This window comes from Fructilactobacillus sp. X3R2C1, assembly GCF_059901235.1.
Genome location: NZ_JBWXVA010000004.1, coordinates 118,617 through 134,209 on the forward strand (window position 1 = coordinate 118,617; position 15,593 = coordinate 134,209).

The 15,593-nt window shown below is 43.6% G+C and carries 14 protein-coding genes; 7 read left to right on the plus strand and 7 right to left on the minus strand.

The window, feature by feature from the left end:
* Window positions 1–8: 8 nt before the first annotated feature.
* A complete protein-coding gene (locus AC6UDB_RS05380) occupies window positions 9–2,783 on the minus strand; it encodes a cation-translocating P-type ATPase (RefSeq protein WP_500709393.1) in 2,775 nt (924 codons plus the stop codon).
* A gap of 262 nt (window positions 2,784–3,045) precedes the next feature.
* On the opposite strand from AC6UDB_RS05380, the gene AC6UDB_RS05385 reads away from it, so the two are divergent.
* Window positions 3,046–3,957: an alpha/beta hydrolase fold domain-containing protein gene (locus AC6UDB_RS05385; RefSeq protein ID WP_500709359.1), complete on the plus strand. Its 912-nt coding sequence runs from the start codon at window positions 3,046–3,048 to the stop codon at window positions 3,955–3,957.
* 18 nt (window positions 3,958–3,975) lie between these two features.
* Here AC6UDB_RS05385 and AC6UDB_RS05390 read toward each other — a convergent pair whose 3' ends face one another.
* The 3 genes from AC6UDB_RS05390 to AC6UDB_RS05400 all read right to left on the minus strand — a co-directional run bounded on the left by AC6UDB_RS05390 (window position 3,976) and on the right by AC6UDB_RS05400 (window position 6,425).
* Entirely contained in the window at window positions 3,976–4,569 is a 594-nt protein-coding gene (locus AC6UDB_RS05390) for a cadmium resistance transporter (protein ID WP_500709360.1), read from the minus strand.
* A gap of 11 nt (window positions 4,570–4,580) precedes the next feature.
* The gene (locus AC6UDB_RS05395) at window positions 4,581–5,096 is read right to left on the minus strand and encodes a hypothetical protein (RefSeq protein ID WP_500709361.1); all 516 of its coding nucleotides are present in this window, start codon (window positions 5,094–5,096) and stop codon (window positions 4,581–4,583) included.
* Window positions 5,097–5,237: 141 nt separating this feature from the next.
* Window positions 5,238–6,425: a multidrug effflux MFS transporter gene (locus tag AC6UDB_RS05400; RefSeq protein ID WP_500709362.1), complete on the minus strand. Its 1,188-nt coding sequence runs from the start codon at window positions 6,423–6,425 to the stop codon at window positions 5,238–5,240.
* Window positions 6,426–6,586: 161 nt separating this feature from the next.
* Here AC6UDB_RS05400 and lepB point away from each other — a divergent pair, with 161 nt between their 5' ends.
* From lepB to AC6UDB_RS05420, 4 genes are all read left to right on the plus strand, one after another.
* The gene (gene lepB / locus AC6UDB_RS05405; protein ID WP_500699744.1) at window positions 6,587–7,189 is read left to right on the plus strand and encodes a signal peptidase I; all 603 of its coding nucleotides are present in this window, start codon (window positions 6,587–6,589) and stop codon (window positions 7,187–7,189) included.
* Between the two features lie 64 nt (window positions 7,190–7,253).
* Complete coding sequence (locus AC6UDB_RS05410; RefSeq protein ID WP_500709363.1) at window positions 7,254–8,348, plus strand: hypothetical protein; 1,095 nt, start codon at window positions 7,254–7,256, stop codon at window positions 8,346–8,348.
* A gap of 76 nt (window positions 8,349–8,424) precedes the next feature.
* Entirely contained in the window at window positions 8,425–9,750 is a 1,326-nt protein-coding gene (locus AC6UDB_RS05415) for a C1 family peptidase (protein ID WP_500709364.1), read from the plus strand.
* A 440-nt stretch (window positions 9,751–10,190) separates the two neighbouring features.
* Window positions 10,191–10,382 (plus strand): hypothetical protein, encoded by a 192-nt coding sequence (locus AC6UDB_RS05420; protein WP_500694254.1) that lies wholly within the window; start codon window positions 10,191–10,193, stop codon window positions 10,380–10,382.
* Between the two features lie 62 nt (window positions 10,383–10,444).
* On the opposite strand, the gene AC6UDB_RS05425 is transcribed toward AC6UDB_RS05420, so the two are convergent.
* Window positions 10,445–10,603 carry a hypothetical protein gene (locus tag AC6UDB_RS05425; protein ID WP_500709365.1) on the minus strand — a complete coding sequence of 53 codons (159 nt, stop codon included), beginning with the start codon at window positions 10,601–10,603 and terminating at the stop codon, window positions 10,445–10,447.
* A 119-nt stretch (window positions 10,604–10,722) separates the two neighbouring features.
* Here AC6UDB_RS05425 and cls point away from each other — a divergent pair, with 119 nt between their 5' ends.
* The gene (gene cls / locus AC6UDB_RS05430; protein WP_500709366.1) at window positions 10,723–12,195 is read left to right on the plus strand and encodes a cardiolipin synthase; all 1,473 of its coding nucleotides are present in this window, start codon (window positions 10,723–10,725) and stop codon (window positions 12,193–12,195) included.
* 96 nt (window positions 12,196–12,291) lie between these two features.
* Here the strand turns inward: cls and AC6UDB_RS05435 are convergent, their stop codons facing one another.
* A complete protein-coding gene (locus AC6UDB_RS05435; protein ID WP_500707558.1) occupies window positions 12,292–13,716 on the minus strand; it encodes an NAD-dependent succinate-semialdehyde dehydrogenase in 1,425 nt (474 codons plus the stop codon).
* A 240-nt stretch (window positions 13,717–13,956) separates the two neighbouring features.
* On the opposite strand from AC6UDB_RS05435, the gene AC6UDB_RS05440 reads away from it, so the two are divergent.
* Entirely contained in the window at window positions 13,957–14,229 is a 273-nt protein-coding gene (locus tag AC6UDB_RS05440) for a helix-turn-helix domain-containing protein (protein ID WP_500709367.1), read from the plus strand.
* A gap of 44 nt (window positions 14,230–14,273) precedes the next feature.
* On the opposite strand, the gene AC6UDB_RS05445 is transcribed toward AC6UDB_RS05440, so the two are convergent.
* Window positions 14,274–15,587 (minus strand): NCS2 family permease, encoded by a 1,314-nt coding sequence (locus tag AC6UDB_RS05445; RefSeq protein ID WP_500709368.1) that lies wholly within the window; start codon window positions 15,585–15,587, stop codon window positions 14,274–14,276.
* Between the last annotated feature and the right edge of the window lie 6 nt (window positions 15,588–15,593).

The window sequence follows — 15,593 nt, forward strand, 5'->3', positions numbered from 1 at the left end:
TTTTAATTTTATAGGGCTTTTTCTAGTTTTTGTAGGTGAGACATGTGTTGGTTGAACTTGTTGTGAATATGTCGTCTTACGAAATACTTTCTGACCTCATCGATTAGAACCAGTGGAATTGGGATGGCAATCAGATAGATCCAGTCACTGACACCAATTGCGGCGGTTCCAAAGACACCTTGAAGAAACGGAACGTAGATTAGGAGGGTGATTAGGACAATCTGAAAGGCGATGCCCCACATGATGCGGTGGTTACTAAAGATCCCAATTTTAAATAGGGAAGTCGAATCGGTTCGACAGTTAAGGACGGCGGCGATTTGACAGAAGCCGATGGTAGCTAGCGTCATGGTAGTGGCTTCGGCGTAAAATGTGCCACTGCCAGCTAGCGGAATCTTGGGCCAACCGTGTTGGTAGTTGGCAAAGAAGTAACCGCCAGTTGACAAGATAGACGCAAATAGTCCGTACCAACCAAACGCTTTGATAATAAGTCCTTTGTTTAACAGGTGCGAGCTTCTTGAACGTGGTGGCCGTTTCATGATTCCCGGTTCACTCTTTTCGGTTCCAAGTCCCAGAGCTGGCAGGAGATCAGTCCCCAGGTCAACGGTTAAAATCTCCATAACCGTCAGTGGGAGTGGAATGGCACCGTTTGAGATTAGGAACAGAATTGATGGAAAGGCTTCGGCCATATTACTGTTCAAGATGTAAAGGAGGAACTTCTGGATGTTGCTGTAGACGGTTCGACCTTCTTCAATGGCAGAAACGATGGAGGCAAAGTTGTCGTCGGTTAAAATCATGTCGGCGGCATCCTTGGCGACGTCGGTTCCGTTAACCCCCATGGCGATGCCGATGTTAGCTTTCTTTAGAGCTGGAGCGTCGTTGACACCGTCACCAGTAGCGGCAACCACGTCACCGTTTTTTTGACACATGGAGACGATGCGATACTTGTCTTCCGGAGCCACCCTGGCAAAGATGACTTCACCCTTGACGGCTTCTTGAAGTTGATCGTCTGACATCTTGGTTAATTCTTCTCCGGTGATGACCCGCGCCTTGTTAGAGGTAATGCCGATTTGGACGGCAACACTCTTGGCGGTTAAGGAACTGTCACCGGTGACCATGATGATCCGAATGTTGGCACTATTACATTTCTTGACGGCGTCAAAGATTTCCTCTCGTGGGGGATCGGACATGACGGCTAGACCAACAAACGCGAGGTTCTTTTCGGTGTTGTCAATCGTGGCTTGTTTCGGATCATCGGTGTCGTCATCGCGGTAAGCAAAAGCGAGTGAACGCAGTCCTTGTTTAGCGTAGTCGGCATTAGCTTGGTTAATCTTTTGCTTATCAGTTGCGGTGATGGGGCGCACCTGACCGTTTACTAGGATTTTGTCACAAATCGAAAGAATGTTATCAAGGGCTCCCTTGGTGTAAATGACGTTACTGCCGTTTAGCGCCGTCTTTTGAATCGTGGTCATGCGGCGCCGATTGGCGTCAAATGGGAGTTCTTTCAGCCTCGGAGTTTGTTTGGCCGCGTCATCACGGTTTAAACCAGCCTTGTCGGTCAAGATGTTCAATCCGGCTTCGGTTGGAGTTCCTAAAATTGACGGAGCTTTCTTGTTGTCCTGGTCGTACTTAATGGCCGTGTCATTATTTAACAGGGCAATCTTTAACAAAAGGTTCAAATCCGGTTCGTCAGCGAGATTGACATTTTTGCCGTTGAACTGGATTTTGCCGTTGTTGAAATACCCCGTTCCGGTAACGGTATACTCCTTGTCTGGAAGCCAAACGTGGTTGACCGTCATCTGATTTTGGGTCAGCGTTCCGGTCTTATCAGAACAGATGACGTTGGTTTCACCCAAGGTCTCAACGCTGTCTAAGTCTTTTAAAAGGGCGTGGCGTTTGGCCATGACCTGGGTGCCATGGGCTAGAGACAACGTGACGGTCGGAAGGAGTCCCTCCGGTATGAAAGCCACGATCATTCCCAGTGCGAAGATAAACGACTTGGCAAGCGGGTAATGAACAAAGTAAATTGCCAGGATAAAGAACGTAATTCCAATCGCAAAAGCAATAATGGAAATTTGACGGGTCAAACGGTTCAATTCCTTAGTAAGTGGTGAGTCCGTCTTCTTCTGGTTTTGCGTCAGGCTGGCAATCTTACCAAATTCGGTGTTCATCCCGGTCTTAACGGCTAAGACGGTCGCCGTTCCGTTAGTGACAACGGTCCCAGCGTAGACTACGTTACTGATGGCAAACTTGCCGTCACCATGTTGGTACTTATTGTTCTTATCAACCGGAAGTGATTCACCGGTTAGAGCAGATTCGTCCACCTGTAGTGATGAAGAATGGACCACGACTCCATCAACTGGGATGGCGTTACCGGCTTGTAGTTGCAGGAGGTCGCCGGGAACGATTCCATCAGCGTTGATTTGAATTGATTTCCCGTTTCTAATGACGTTGACGTAGGTTGGCAGTAGATTACTCAGGGCGTCGGTGGCCTTTTTGGCCGCATGTTCCTCCCAAAATGAGAAGAGACCATTAATAATGTTGACTGCCCAAATTGCGATTCCAAGGTCGACGGTGCCTGCCAGAATAGCAATCACACCACTGACCCACAGCAGCATGGCCATTAGTGAAGTGAAGTTTTTAAGGAAGGCGATTAAAACCGATTCCTGCTTACCCTTCTTGATGACGTTGTATCCGTTTTTTTGTAACTTTTGTTTGGCCTCACTGGTAGTTAGACCCTTGGTGCTCGAGGTGTCTAGCGTGCTAGTGAGATCTGACAATGGCATTTTGGCGTAATCATCGTCAGTTAGAATTTTGTTATCCAATGTTTCTCACCCCTTTTTCCAAATATCGTTTAGAATGTGCTTCTAAACAACCGTGGACTGATTTTAGCCTCTTTTTTTAAAAAAGCAATAGAAAAAACTGACTTTCGTAAAATAAATTAATTTAACCTGAGTCAGGACGAAACCATCACGATTAAGTAGGAATAATTGCTGCTCTTTCGCTTTTGAATTATCATAAAATTAACTACTTCAAAGGAGTCTTAAAATGGTTAAATTCATTGAACGTGAACATAAATTTTCACCAGCTGATTCTGACTTCGTGGACCGCAAGTTCATCGATGTGGCCTATGCGGATGGAGAACGACACAAGCTTGACGTTTACCTGCCAAATGAAAAGCGCGGCCGTTACCCGGTCATCATTGATGTTCATGGCGGCGGAATGTACTTCGGACAGAAGAGTTCCTTTAAATTGAATGGTGCTTTGGAATTGTTAAAGCGTGGTTACGCGGTTGTCAGTCCCAACTACTCACTTAGTTACATGAAACCATTTCCCACCGCAATCTACGAATTAAAAGCGGTGGTGCGCTTTGTGAAAGCTCACGCCGATAGCTATCACTTCGATAGTAACGCAGTTTTCATGATGGGTGAATCATCAGGGGCTCAATTAGCGATGTTACTGGCAGCTTCTGAAGCCAGTGGGCACCTTGAGAGTGATTTTGGTAGTAACTTTGACTACTCGAGTCAGGTTGATGGCGTGATTTCTTCGTACGGTTTGTACGAAATGGACCTTTTAAAGCCAGAGTTTGAGGCGCTTGGGCAAAAACCTAACTTTTATGAGACCGGTGACGCCGATTCGTTTGAGGGCGCGATGCTGGGATTTCACCGACCGATTGACGTTCCTGACCTAGTTGCCGAGGCCAATCCGGTGACGTACCTAAATGAAGCCATGGTCCCGGCACTTCTGTACGCGGGAACCGGTGACCGCGTTGTTCCCTATGTTCAGACGATTAACATGGCAGCCGAACTCATCAAATTCATTGGCAAACCTAACGTTGAGGTTCACATCGTTGACGGTGTTCCCCATGGTCCGAGTGGCTTCATGAATGAGACCGTGTTTGACCAGAAGGATCAGTTCATGAAACGAGTTATAAAACAAAAGAAAAATGCATCCAATTAGGATGCATTTTTTGTTTAATTAGTGAAAGAAGTGGGCAATCGTTCCGTTTTGAACTAGGACAGAGATTCCTAAAAGAATGTACACGATTGATGACAGGTAACGACCGTACTTTCCTAACAAATTTTTAATTGGTTTATTGTCCTCAATGAGGATGGCACAGAAGAAAAAGATGACCGCCATGATGAGCATGGTGATTAGGGCTACCAGTAATTCTAAATTAGTCTTTCGGATGAAGATGGGGATGAAAACGGCGACGTTATCAGCACCACACGCGGTGATGGTGATTGCCACGACTTTCATCACGGTTTTGAATTTCGATCCCTTACTGGTACTGATGTCACTACTTGAGTGCGGCTTTGGTGGAAATAACTCCTTAATTCCGAATAAAATGGGGAAGATCCCAAGAAGACCGAGAATCCACATCTGAGGCACGGCCCCGAGAATTCGCGCAATTATCATTGGCAGTAGAGTGAGCCCCACCGTTCCAATTAAGTCACCAGTTAGGACCAACTTTGGGCTCTTATAAGCTCCTAACAAGAGGACCAAGACGAGTAAGTAATCCAGATTGGTTGAAAAATAAGCCACGATTGAGCTGAAAATAATTTCGATCATTAATTCACTCCCTAAAATGCTCGAACGGCAATGACGATGCCATCGGCGACGAAGAACAAGGCCAATAAGATGACCATTTCTGAGGTGGAAACAAACGACAGAATGGTGAGGGCAACTGAAACGATGACTCCCAAAATGCCGAGGCCAATCACGACTGCGTGGTACCACTTCCGAACTTTAGGAATGAATCTGACCGTTAAAAGTTCGGTGAGGGAGTCCACGATTATCCAGGCAAATATTAAGATCAGGACCACGTGAAAGTTCAAGAATTGATGAAAAAACAAGATGATACTGATTACGAGTTCAATCGTTCCCGTTACTATCAGGGTCTTATTAATCACATTGAAATAGTTGGACAACTCGTAGTACAGAACGTAGCGATAGATTCCGGCTAGTAGGGTTCCAAGTGCCATAATGGTGATTAAAGAGCCAAGCGGTCGGATAAATAGGAGGAACGCAACAAATAAAAAGTAGAGTCCGACTACAAGTGAGAAGGAGTCGAAGCGTTTGTTTTTGGTGGTTAGCATGGAGGGTTCTCCTTATTGATAGAATAAATCTGCAGAAAAGATGATGTAAGAACGTTGATTTGATAGTCTTTGTGTACTTGATGGTGCTAAAAACCTGCAGAAAACATGAAGAAAACCTGCAGAAAAAATTAATTATTAGCTTTATTTTCTCACAGTTTTTGGTCTGACCAACAATAAGTTAATCAGAATCATGGCAATTAAAATGATGAGTCCCATTGGCAAATACGTATTTTCACCCATGATACCAACGAGTGGTGAAACAATTCCACCCATGGCGTTTTGCGTTAGACCCACAAGAGCTGAGGCACTGCCGGCGTTCTTACTGGCAGCGTTCATGGCGACGGTCGTGGATAACGTCAGCATGGCACCGATAAAGATGAGAATGATGAAGACTAGGATAATAACCACTAACAGGTTTTTAAACCAGATGGCACTGAGAATTAGGATAAAACTAGTGATGATGGTGGCCTTAATGAACCGTTTTAATAGTGTAATGGAGTCGGTCTTCATTACCAAGCGACCAGGCAGCGCACTCCCAATCCCAATGGCAACGCCGTTTACAGCGTACAAGAAGCTGAAGTCGGTGACTGACATGTGGAACTGACTCTGAAAGACAAAGGAAGAGGAAGAGATGTAGCTAAATAGTGACCCGTAGACCAGTCCGGTTGCGAGCACCAGGCGGAGAAACTTAGGGTCCTTTAGTAGGTAAAACATCTGCACTTCGGATTGAAAAAGGGAACCGGTGCTGCGGTTTTCGGGCGTCAAAGTTTCGGGGATGCCAAAGAGGCACATGAAAACGATGACGATTCCGATCACCCCTAAGATGAGAAAGATTCCCTGCCAGTTGGTAATTTTGATGATTAAACCACCAAAGATGGGAGCAATAATGGGGAAGATGCCGTTAACAGCGGTTAATAACGAATAGAAACGGGTCAGGATTTTTCCTGAAAACATGTCGCGGGCGACGGCTCTAGAAATGACCTGGCCAGTTGCTCCAGCGATTCCCTGAACTAGTCGTAAACTAATGAGCGCGTAGACGTTGGGAATGAACGCAATCATCGCAGATGAGACACTAAATAGGATAAAACCGATGATTAGTAGTGGTTTTCTACCATAATGGTCACTTAAGGGGCCGATGATGACTTGTCCAACCGCCAGGCCAATCAGACAAGCAGTGATGCTTAGTTGCATCATGGAGGCGTTGGTGTGAAACGTTACCATCATCTGTGGGAGCGCCGGCATGTACAGGTCCATTGAGAGTGGACCAGTTGCACTTACGATCCCAAGCAGGACCGCTAACCAAATGACATGACTTTTCTTTGTTTCCATTTTTTCATCCCTAGTAAAAAATTTGCGATCAATGACGCACTAATTGCTATTATAAGGTATACTTACTAAATATATAAAGGAAATTTTCGGGATGGAGTTCATCCCTGACAAATCATTAGTGATAGAATAAAATTATACATAATGATTGAGGAGAATCTGAAATGAAATTTTTTAAGAGCGTCATGAGTTGGGTGATTCCGATTGTGATTGGACTGATCCTAGCCTTAATAATCAGACAATATCTATTTACGCTGGCCAAGGTTGATGGACCATCGATGCAGCCGAACCTTGAAAATGGAGAACGGATCATGGTCTTCAGACAGGCGAAGATTAAGCATCGAAGTGTCGTTGTATTTAATGCGGCAGGGGAGGATCCCACTGCTGCCCCAAACACCGACTACGTTAAGCGGGTGATTGGACTTCCTGGTGATACTGTTGCCTTTAAGGGTGGCAGTATCTACGTTAACAACAAGAAGGTTAACCAGGATTACATCAGTAAGAGTCAGCAGCAACAGGGAACTTACTACAACCGGATGCCTGGTGACTGGGATCTAACTAGTTTATCCAAGAACTGGCCTAAGAATAAGGGCGCTGTAAAGGTGCCAAAGGGAGAGTACTTCGTTTTAGGTGACCACCGGAGCGTCTCAAACGATAGCCGTTACTGGGGCTTTGTTCCAAAGAAGAAGGTCGTTGGGGTTGTCAAGACCTTCCCATGGAGTACCACCAAGCAAAAGCGGTATAATATTAATGAATTAGGATATTAAATCAATAAAAGCTCATCATATTTATGATGAGCTTTTTATTTAAATTAATTTTTGGGGGGATTATATGAAGGGATTGATGAAGAGGCTTTTATTTGTGATGTGTCTGCTTTTTGTTGGATTGGTCGTCATTTTTTACCTTTTAGAATTTATGAAATCAAATCAAAATGAGACCCAATCATCAAAACAAGCACACGCCTATCAGGTAGTTGACAACAAGGATTACTCACGGGGCTATTATCCATACGAATCGGCCTATAAACCAAATGAGAACTATCCGAACACTTTACATACGATTCGGGGTGACGGTCATTCTGACTTTATCACCCAGTACTTTTTACCTACTTATACCAGTAGATACGCGCGTTTGAACGACCGTAATCACCGGTTGATGCGTAATCCACAGAGTGTGGTGCTACACGGACAGTATGCGTACGTTATGTACACCTTCTACGGTGGCTCCAACACCGGGTTCGTGGTGCGCTACGATTTAAAAAAACTAAATGAACTGGGATTTGACTTGCCAGGCTACATGGGGAAGTTTCGTCATAGTAAGACTGAGTTATCCGCCATCAAGGTTGGGCCCGTCTTTCACACGGGGCACGGGCAGTCGATGGCCTATAATCCTAAGAATAAACAGATATGGTTTATCAAACAGAATGGGTTCAAACCAGTTGTTCAGCGCCTGAACATGGACACCTTAAAGCCAGAACAAAAAGTCAGAGCACGGGTTCAGTCGACCATTCCGGGTAAGGTTCCAATGGGCATGGTCCTCGCCTTCGATAAAGCCGGTCAGGCCTACTTTTACAGCATTACTCATCACGGCATCGCTCCAAGGGGAGCCGTCAAGATTTATCGCGGTCAGATTAGCGAACGGGTAGCTAAGTTCAAACTAATTCCGCAGTTAATCCGACACGCTCCTGGGATTGTACCCCAGTCACTGGCGTATAACGGTCAAAATAATAACCTTTACCTCGTTTCTAATGGTGGGGTCATGCGAATTCCGGTCAGCAAGTTAGGTCACTTAAAGACCAGCGACATCCGGACGATTATTACCGACGGTCACCGCGAGTTTGAGGGACTGTCGTTTGAAAACGGGAAGGGCATGCTACTGGTAAACCGAGGTCCCGAACTGATGCGGATGACGAATCCTAATTTTTAGTCCCTTCGCTTGTAAAACGATTAGTTGAGACTTAGAATTACAATTAACTAATTAATCGAAAGAAAGGACAAAAATAATGACAGAATTTAACCACCCAATTACACCAGATGACGTTGATCAAATGCAGGCCGATCTGGAAGTGCAACCTAAAAATGAAGTGATCTCACGGGCCATCATGACTAACGGGATTGATAAAGCTTCTGAAGATCCTAAGACCGCAGTCCGCTTAAACCGCACCTTTTCAATTGACATTGATACGGGAACGGTTTCTAATCAGAAACACAGTGGCCGCTGTTGGCTATTTTCATTGTTAAATACTTTGAGACACAAATTTGCGGTTAAGTATAACAAGAAAGACTTTGAGTTATCCCAAAACTATCTGTTCTTCTGGGACAAGATTGAACGGGCTAACATGTTTTACGACCGGATGATTGCACTGGCTGATCGCCCAACGAGTGACCGGGATGTTGACTTTTACTTGAGCATGCCGGGTGAAGACGGTGGCCAATGGGCAATGGCAGCGGCACTGGTCCAAAAGTACGGCGTTATGCCCAAAGAGGCTTTTCCAGAAACGGCCGTCACCGATGACACCACCGACTACGATGAGGTGATGGATCGAAAGTTACGTCACGACGGGATGGTCCTCAGAGACTTGGTTAATTCTGATGCCTCAGACGACGATATCAACCAAATGAAACAGAAGATGATGACAGAGGTCTACCGAATGACCGCCTATTCGTTTGGTGTTCCACCAAAGACTTTTGACCTTGAATATCGTGATGACGATAAGAAGTATCATTTAGATCAGGGTTTGACTCCCAAGCAATTTTACGACAAGTACATTGGCGTTGACTTAAACGATTACGTCGTTTTGACCAACTCACCTGATAAGAAGATGGATGAGATGTATTCCCTTCCAAGTCAAAACAACGTTGAGGGTGGCATGCCGATTGAGTTCTTGAACGCCCCAATGGACGAACTGAAGGAAGCCGCCATTAAACAACTTAAAGATGGCGAGACCGTTTGGTTTGGAAATGATGTTTTGCATCAGATGAGTCGACAAAAGGGTTACTTGGATAGCAAGCTCTACCGTCAATCTGCCTTATTTGATGTAAACATGACCATGACCAAGGCTGAACGTCTCAAGTATCACGAAGCTGAAGTTTCCCACGCCATGACGTTGGCTGGTGTTGATTTAATCAACGACGTTCCAACGAAGTGGAAAGTTGAAAACAGTTGGGGCAAGAAGGTTGGAGACGATGGTTACTTCGCAATGACCGACGAATGGATGCAGGATTTCGTTTACGAAGTGGTTGTTAAGAAGAGTTATCTAAAACACACTCAAAAAGAGGTCTTGAAGAAGGCTCCAATCAAGTTGGATCCATGGGATTCATTACAATAAAAATTGATTTAACATCCTTCTGATGTGGAGGGTGTTTTTTTATGGATTATTTTATTCCATATGATAATATATAATTATAAAAAAGCAGTCGCATTGATATACAGCTGCCAGTACAATGGCTTCATACTTTAATGAATCGTTATTGGGATGCATAGCTAGGACAGTTATTGATCACAAAATGTTATTGGTAAAAACGCGTAAATATTCCATTTTTGGTTTTAACGTAAGTTCGTTTCACAGTAATTTACCTCTTTTTTAGATTTACATTCGTTGTTTTGGCATGAAAAAAGTGTTTGTGACATTATACACTATTACAATCCATTTAACAGCGGGTTAAAATTCCAAAACACCGCTACTAAGCGGTAGACACCGATTTATATTGCTTGTATAATTTGCATCAATAATTATTAAACAAGCAGTAGAATAGGTGGGAGAGTAAGATGAAGTGGTTTTTAAAAATTGGATTGTACGTCGTTGAATTTATGATATTTGGATCGTTATCTTTGGTACTAATTAGTCTCCCCATCGATTACTTTCCGATGCTGATACTGCTTTTCTCCAGTTTGGCATTCTTATTAATCATCAATCAACGCGTTCAGAGTACAATTAATCATCATTATCGATATAAATGAAACATAAAAAAGTGTTCCATAGTTGTGAGCGATGTTTACTAATCGCCAACTATGAAACACTTTTATTTTTTCAAAAACAATTGATAGACTAAGATTGCGATGACTATGGCGGCAAAGACCATGGTTGCGACCTGCGGATTGGCAATCAAGGCGTTGACTAATCGATGAAGAATCGAAAAACTGTGTACACCATGTAGTCCGAGGACAAAGTAAGAATTCATTTTCATCACCTGCTATTTCATGCGAAGTACATATCATTTTAATCCATCGTTAGCAAAAAAGTAAGCAAAGTTTTTTAAAATTATGTATTATAAACGTATAAAACCTAGGAGGATCTACAATGGCAATTGATTGGATGTTAATTTGGCATATTATCGTCATCGGTAATGCGATTTTTGCGATTATTACCGTGTTCAGGCAACCACGAGACATCGCCGCAACGTGGGCATGGCTTTTAGTACTGGTATTTCTACCATTACTAGGTTTCATTATCTACGCTTTTTTTGGAAGAAAACTACCCAAGAGTAAGTTCTTCCGGTTAAAGGGTAGCGTGAAAAAACACGTGAGACATGAACTTAGTGAAGAAAAAGCAATGCTTAAAAAACCAAAGGATGCTGACACGCAGTCAAAGAAGATTGCGTGGGAATCAGCTAATATGGTTCGCATGTTTATGAATTCTGATACTTCTCCACTCTACGATAACAACAAAATCGATGTTTTCACTAACGGTGACAAGTTGATGGATCAGATGTTTTCTGACATTAAGAACGCTAAAAGTTCCATTAATCTAGAATTTTATACTTTTTATGCTGATAAAATTGGGAAAAAAGTTTTAGCTGCGTTGGTTGAGAAGGCCAAAGAAGGCGTCGACGTCCGGGTCATCTATGACTCATGGGGTTCAATGGGAACCACGCAGAAGTTCTTTAAACCGCTGTTTGAGGCGGGTGGTCATGCTTATCCATTTCTACACACCCACTCTAATTTCTTTGATTTCCGGGTTAACTTTCGAGATCACCACAAGATTTTAGTGATTGATGGTGAGCATGCTTACGTCGGTGGCTTTAACATCGGCGACCAGTACATGGGTTGGAGTAAGAAGTTTGGCAATTGGCAGGACTGTTCAATTCGAATTCACGGAAACGCCATTTATGGACTCCAGTCCCAGTTTATTTTGGATTGGAACGCCACTGATGGGAAACTCCAAATTAATCCCAACAACCCAGAAATGATCAAGAAGTACTATCCAATCATTCATACCGACGGCGAAGCGGTCATGCAAATTGTTTCCAGTGGTCCTGATACCAGTATGGAACAGATTAAGATTGGTTACATCAAGATGATTGAGATGGCCAAGCACAAGGTCCAGATTACTACGCCATATTTAATCCCTGACCCATCGGTCTTAGACGCCCTGAAGATTGCGTCCATGTCAGGAGTGGACGTCCAAATCATTGTGCCAGACATGCCAGATCATCCGTTCGTATACCGTGCCACCCAGTACTATGCACGTCAGTTAACCAAACTGGGGGTCAAAGTTTACTACTACAATAACGGCTTTATGCACGCTAAAACGGTTGTCGTTGATGATAAAATTGTCTCAGTTGGGTCCGCTAACATGGATTATCGTAGTTTTAAACTAAACTTCGAAATTAATTCGTTTACCTATGATGAAGCATTTGGAAAACAAATGGGAGCAATTTTTGAAGAGGACTTGAAGAATAGTACCCTTCAAACAACAAAGATGTTTGAATCGGAATCATGGTGGTTAAACTTCAAGCAGCACTTTAGCCGTTTGTTGTCACCAATTCTCTAACGTTCAAATTTAAAAATAAAGAAGAGCCTAGATCAAACGATCTAGACTCTTCTTTATTAAAAAGGATGAATTATTTAAGTTCATTCTTAGTTTGATTTATTTTTCAGGATCAGTGGCAACCAGTGCACCTGCCAGGTTATGCATATCTGGTTCTTGAGCGGTAACGATCAATTGTTGATTGACGAATGCCATTTGTCCAATGTCACTCATTTCTCTACCATAACCAGAACCTTTTACACCACCGAATGGTAATGCTGGAAGGGAAGCGAGGAAGTTGTTAACAAAGACCATCCCGGTTTCAATCTGGTCGGCAACCTTGGCGCCATGTTGGGGATCGCCAGAGAAGACAATCCCACCTAGTCCATAAGGGTTGTCGTTTGCAAGATCAATGGCTTCTTGTTCACTGTGGGCCTTGTAGACCGAAGCAACTGGACCAAAGAATTCAGTGGTGTAGCCAGGGTTAGACTTGTCGATGTCGGTAAGAATGGTTGGCATGAAGAATTGGCCTGGGAGATCAACTGGTTCATTGCCATAGACTACCTTAGCGCCGGCTTTAATGGTGGCATCAACTTGGGATTGAAGTTTGTCCTTAGCTTTCTTGGAATTCATTGGAGCAAGCGTTGTGGATGGGTCCATTGGATCGCCCATTTTAACTTTGCTGAAGTCTTCCTTTAATTTCTCAACAAACTTGTCGTAAACGTTGTCCATGACGATGAAACGTTTGTCAGAACAGCAGACCTGACCGTCGTTATAGAGACGAACCCGCCAAGCAATGTCTTCCGCTTTGTCTAAATCAGCGTCATCTAGAATCAGGAATGGATCCATTCCACCCAGTTCCATTGAGTTTTTCTTGAGGTTCTTACCAGCAGCTTCGGCAACGGATGAACCACCACGTTCAGAGCCAGTTAGTGCTACTCCTTGAACTCGTTTGTCTTCGATGGCCTTGGTAACTTGATCATAAGACAGGAACATGTTGGTTAAAGCACCTTCTGGAGCGCCAGCTTTTTTAATAACATCCGCAAATAATTGAGCTGAAGCAGGAATGTTGGATGCATCCTTTAAAATCATTGGGTTTCCGACCATAAAGTTGGGAGCGAAGACTCTCATGATCTGGTAGTAAGGGAAGTTCCATGGTTCAACCATGACTAACGTCCCGAGGGCATGGTAGTGAACCTCAGCCTCACCAGTTACGATTGAAGAGATGGCCTTTGGTTGAAGCAATTCTTCGCTGTGGTCGGCGAACCAATCAGCAATGATGGCACAAAGTTCAACTTCACCTTGAGATTCGCGGAACAACTTGCCCATTTCAATGGTAGCGGTCTTAGCTAGATCGTCCTTGTTGTCACGCAAAGCCTTGGCAACGTTGTGAAGGATTTTAGCTCGTTTTTTAATGTCTTGTTTTTTCGTTTTTTGATAAAGCGCTTCGTCAGTTTTTAGGACTTGCTCTAATTCTGCGTCGGTAGCGTTTGGATAAGTCTTAATTGTTTCGTTGTTAAATGGATTTACAGTCTCATATGCCATAATAACTCTCCCTTATTATAAATAAACTTGAATTAAACTTTAGTGACCAAATAACTATGAGAATCAGTTAGCTAACTCGGATCTCACCTTGAGTATAATCCATTCGGAAGCGGTTACAATGAAATTGGCTTAATTGTTTTGAAAAAATTATTTACCTATATATTTACGAAAAAGATACAAAAATCTTGCAAGTGGAAAAAGAACAAAAAATAAATATGTACTTGATAAGGAGAGAATATAATGAATAAGTTAGAAAAGTATGTCTTAGATAGAGATAAAAAAGAACCCGGCTTTAGAAGTAGGGTTCAAAAAGAAGAAGGCAAATTAGAAGTTGCTGTTTCAGTTATGAAAGCACGGAAAGATGCGGGATATTCTCAAAGAGAACTTGCTAAAAAGGCTAGAATTCCTCAGTCAACTGTTAACCGCGTTGAAAAGGGTGATAACGTTAGTGTAAAGACGCTTTCAAAAATTGCGACGGCGTTAGGTAAAAAACTTAGTATTACCATTTCTTAAAAAAGCCCCAAAATGAACTTTCAAATTCATTTTGGGGCTTTTTGTTATTTTACGTTTAAGATCCACAAGAAGACTAGGAAGATAATTGCTAACGAATACATCATCCAACCGACTTCCTTGCCACGTTTAGCGGCAATCATGGTAATCGGATAGGCGATGAAACCAAGTGCAATTCCGTCAGAGATACTGTACGTTAGTGGCATTCCAATTGCGATCAGAAAGGCTGGGGCTGCCACTTCAAACTTGTTCCAGTGAATGTTACCAAGTGACTTGGCCATCAAGATTCCGACGATAATTAGTGCCGGGGCGGTGACTTGACTGGTAATGACGGTCAAAAGTGGTGAGAAGAACATTGCCAACAAGAACAGAATTCCGGTCACAATGACAGTAAAGCCAGAACGACCACCAACCGCGATTCCAGCTGAAGATTCGACGTAGGCACCCATTGGCGAAGTTCCAAGAAGTGACCCAACCAGCATGGTAACCGAATCGGCACCTAAAGCGCGGCCAATTCGTGGAATTTTATTGTTTTTCATGTAACCAGCCTGTTCGGCTAACCCAACTAACGTTCCGGCGGTATCAAAGAAGGTTACCAAAAGGAACGTCAGCACGACGACAATTAACTGGGGCGTGTTGATCTTGTCAACGTTGAATAATCCTACTAGGAAAGTGGATTTAATGCTTGGAACCGCCGAGACGATTCCGGTAGGCATTTTGATTAATCCGAAAAGGACTCCAATTACGGCTGAAGCAACCATCCCAATGAAGATTGAGGCTGGGACGTTAGCGGCCATCAAGAACAAGGTGATGACTAAGCCGGCAACCGTCAGTAAAGTGAGTGGGTTACTGAACGAACCAAGTCCAACCAGCGTGGACTTGTTGGCAACCACTAGTCCACCATTGTTTAACCCTAAAAAGGCAATGAACAGGCCAATCCCACCCGCAATGGCTGACTTTAAGTCAGATGGGATCGAATCGATGATCTTTTCTCGCAACTTGAGCAAGGTCAAGATGACAAAAAGAATCGAAGCGACAAACACGCCGGCTAGTGCGGTCTGCCATGGAATCTTCATCCCAATACATACGGAGTACGCAAAGAAGGCGTTGAGCCCCAGACTGGCGGATAATGCAAACGGATAGTTTGCGATGATTCCCATTAGGAAACAGCCAAAGGCAGAGGCGAGGGCCGTTGCCGTAAAGACGGCACCTTTATCCATTCCTGCGGCACCCAAAACGTTCGGGTTTACGAATAAAATGTACACCATGGAAACAAAAGTCGTAACTCCCGCAACCGTTTCACGCATAAAGTTAGTCCCTAATTCCTGAAAGTGAAAAAACGAGGCAATTCGATTAGCCATTTCCAC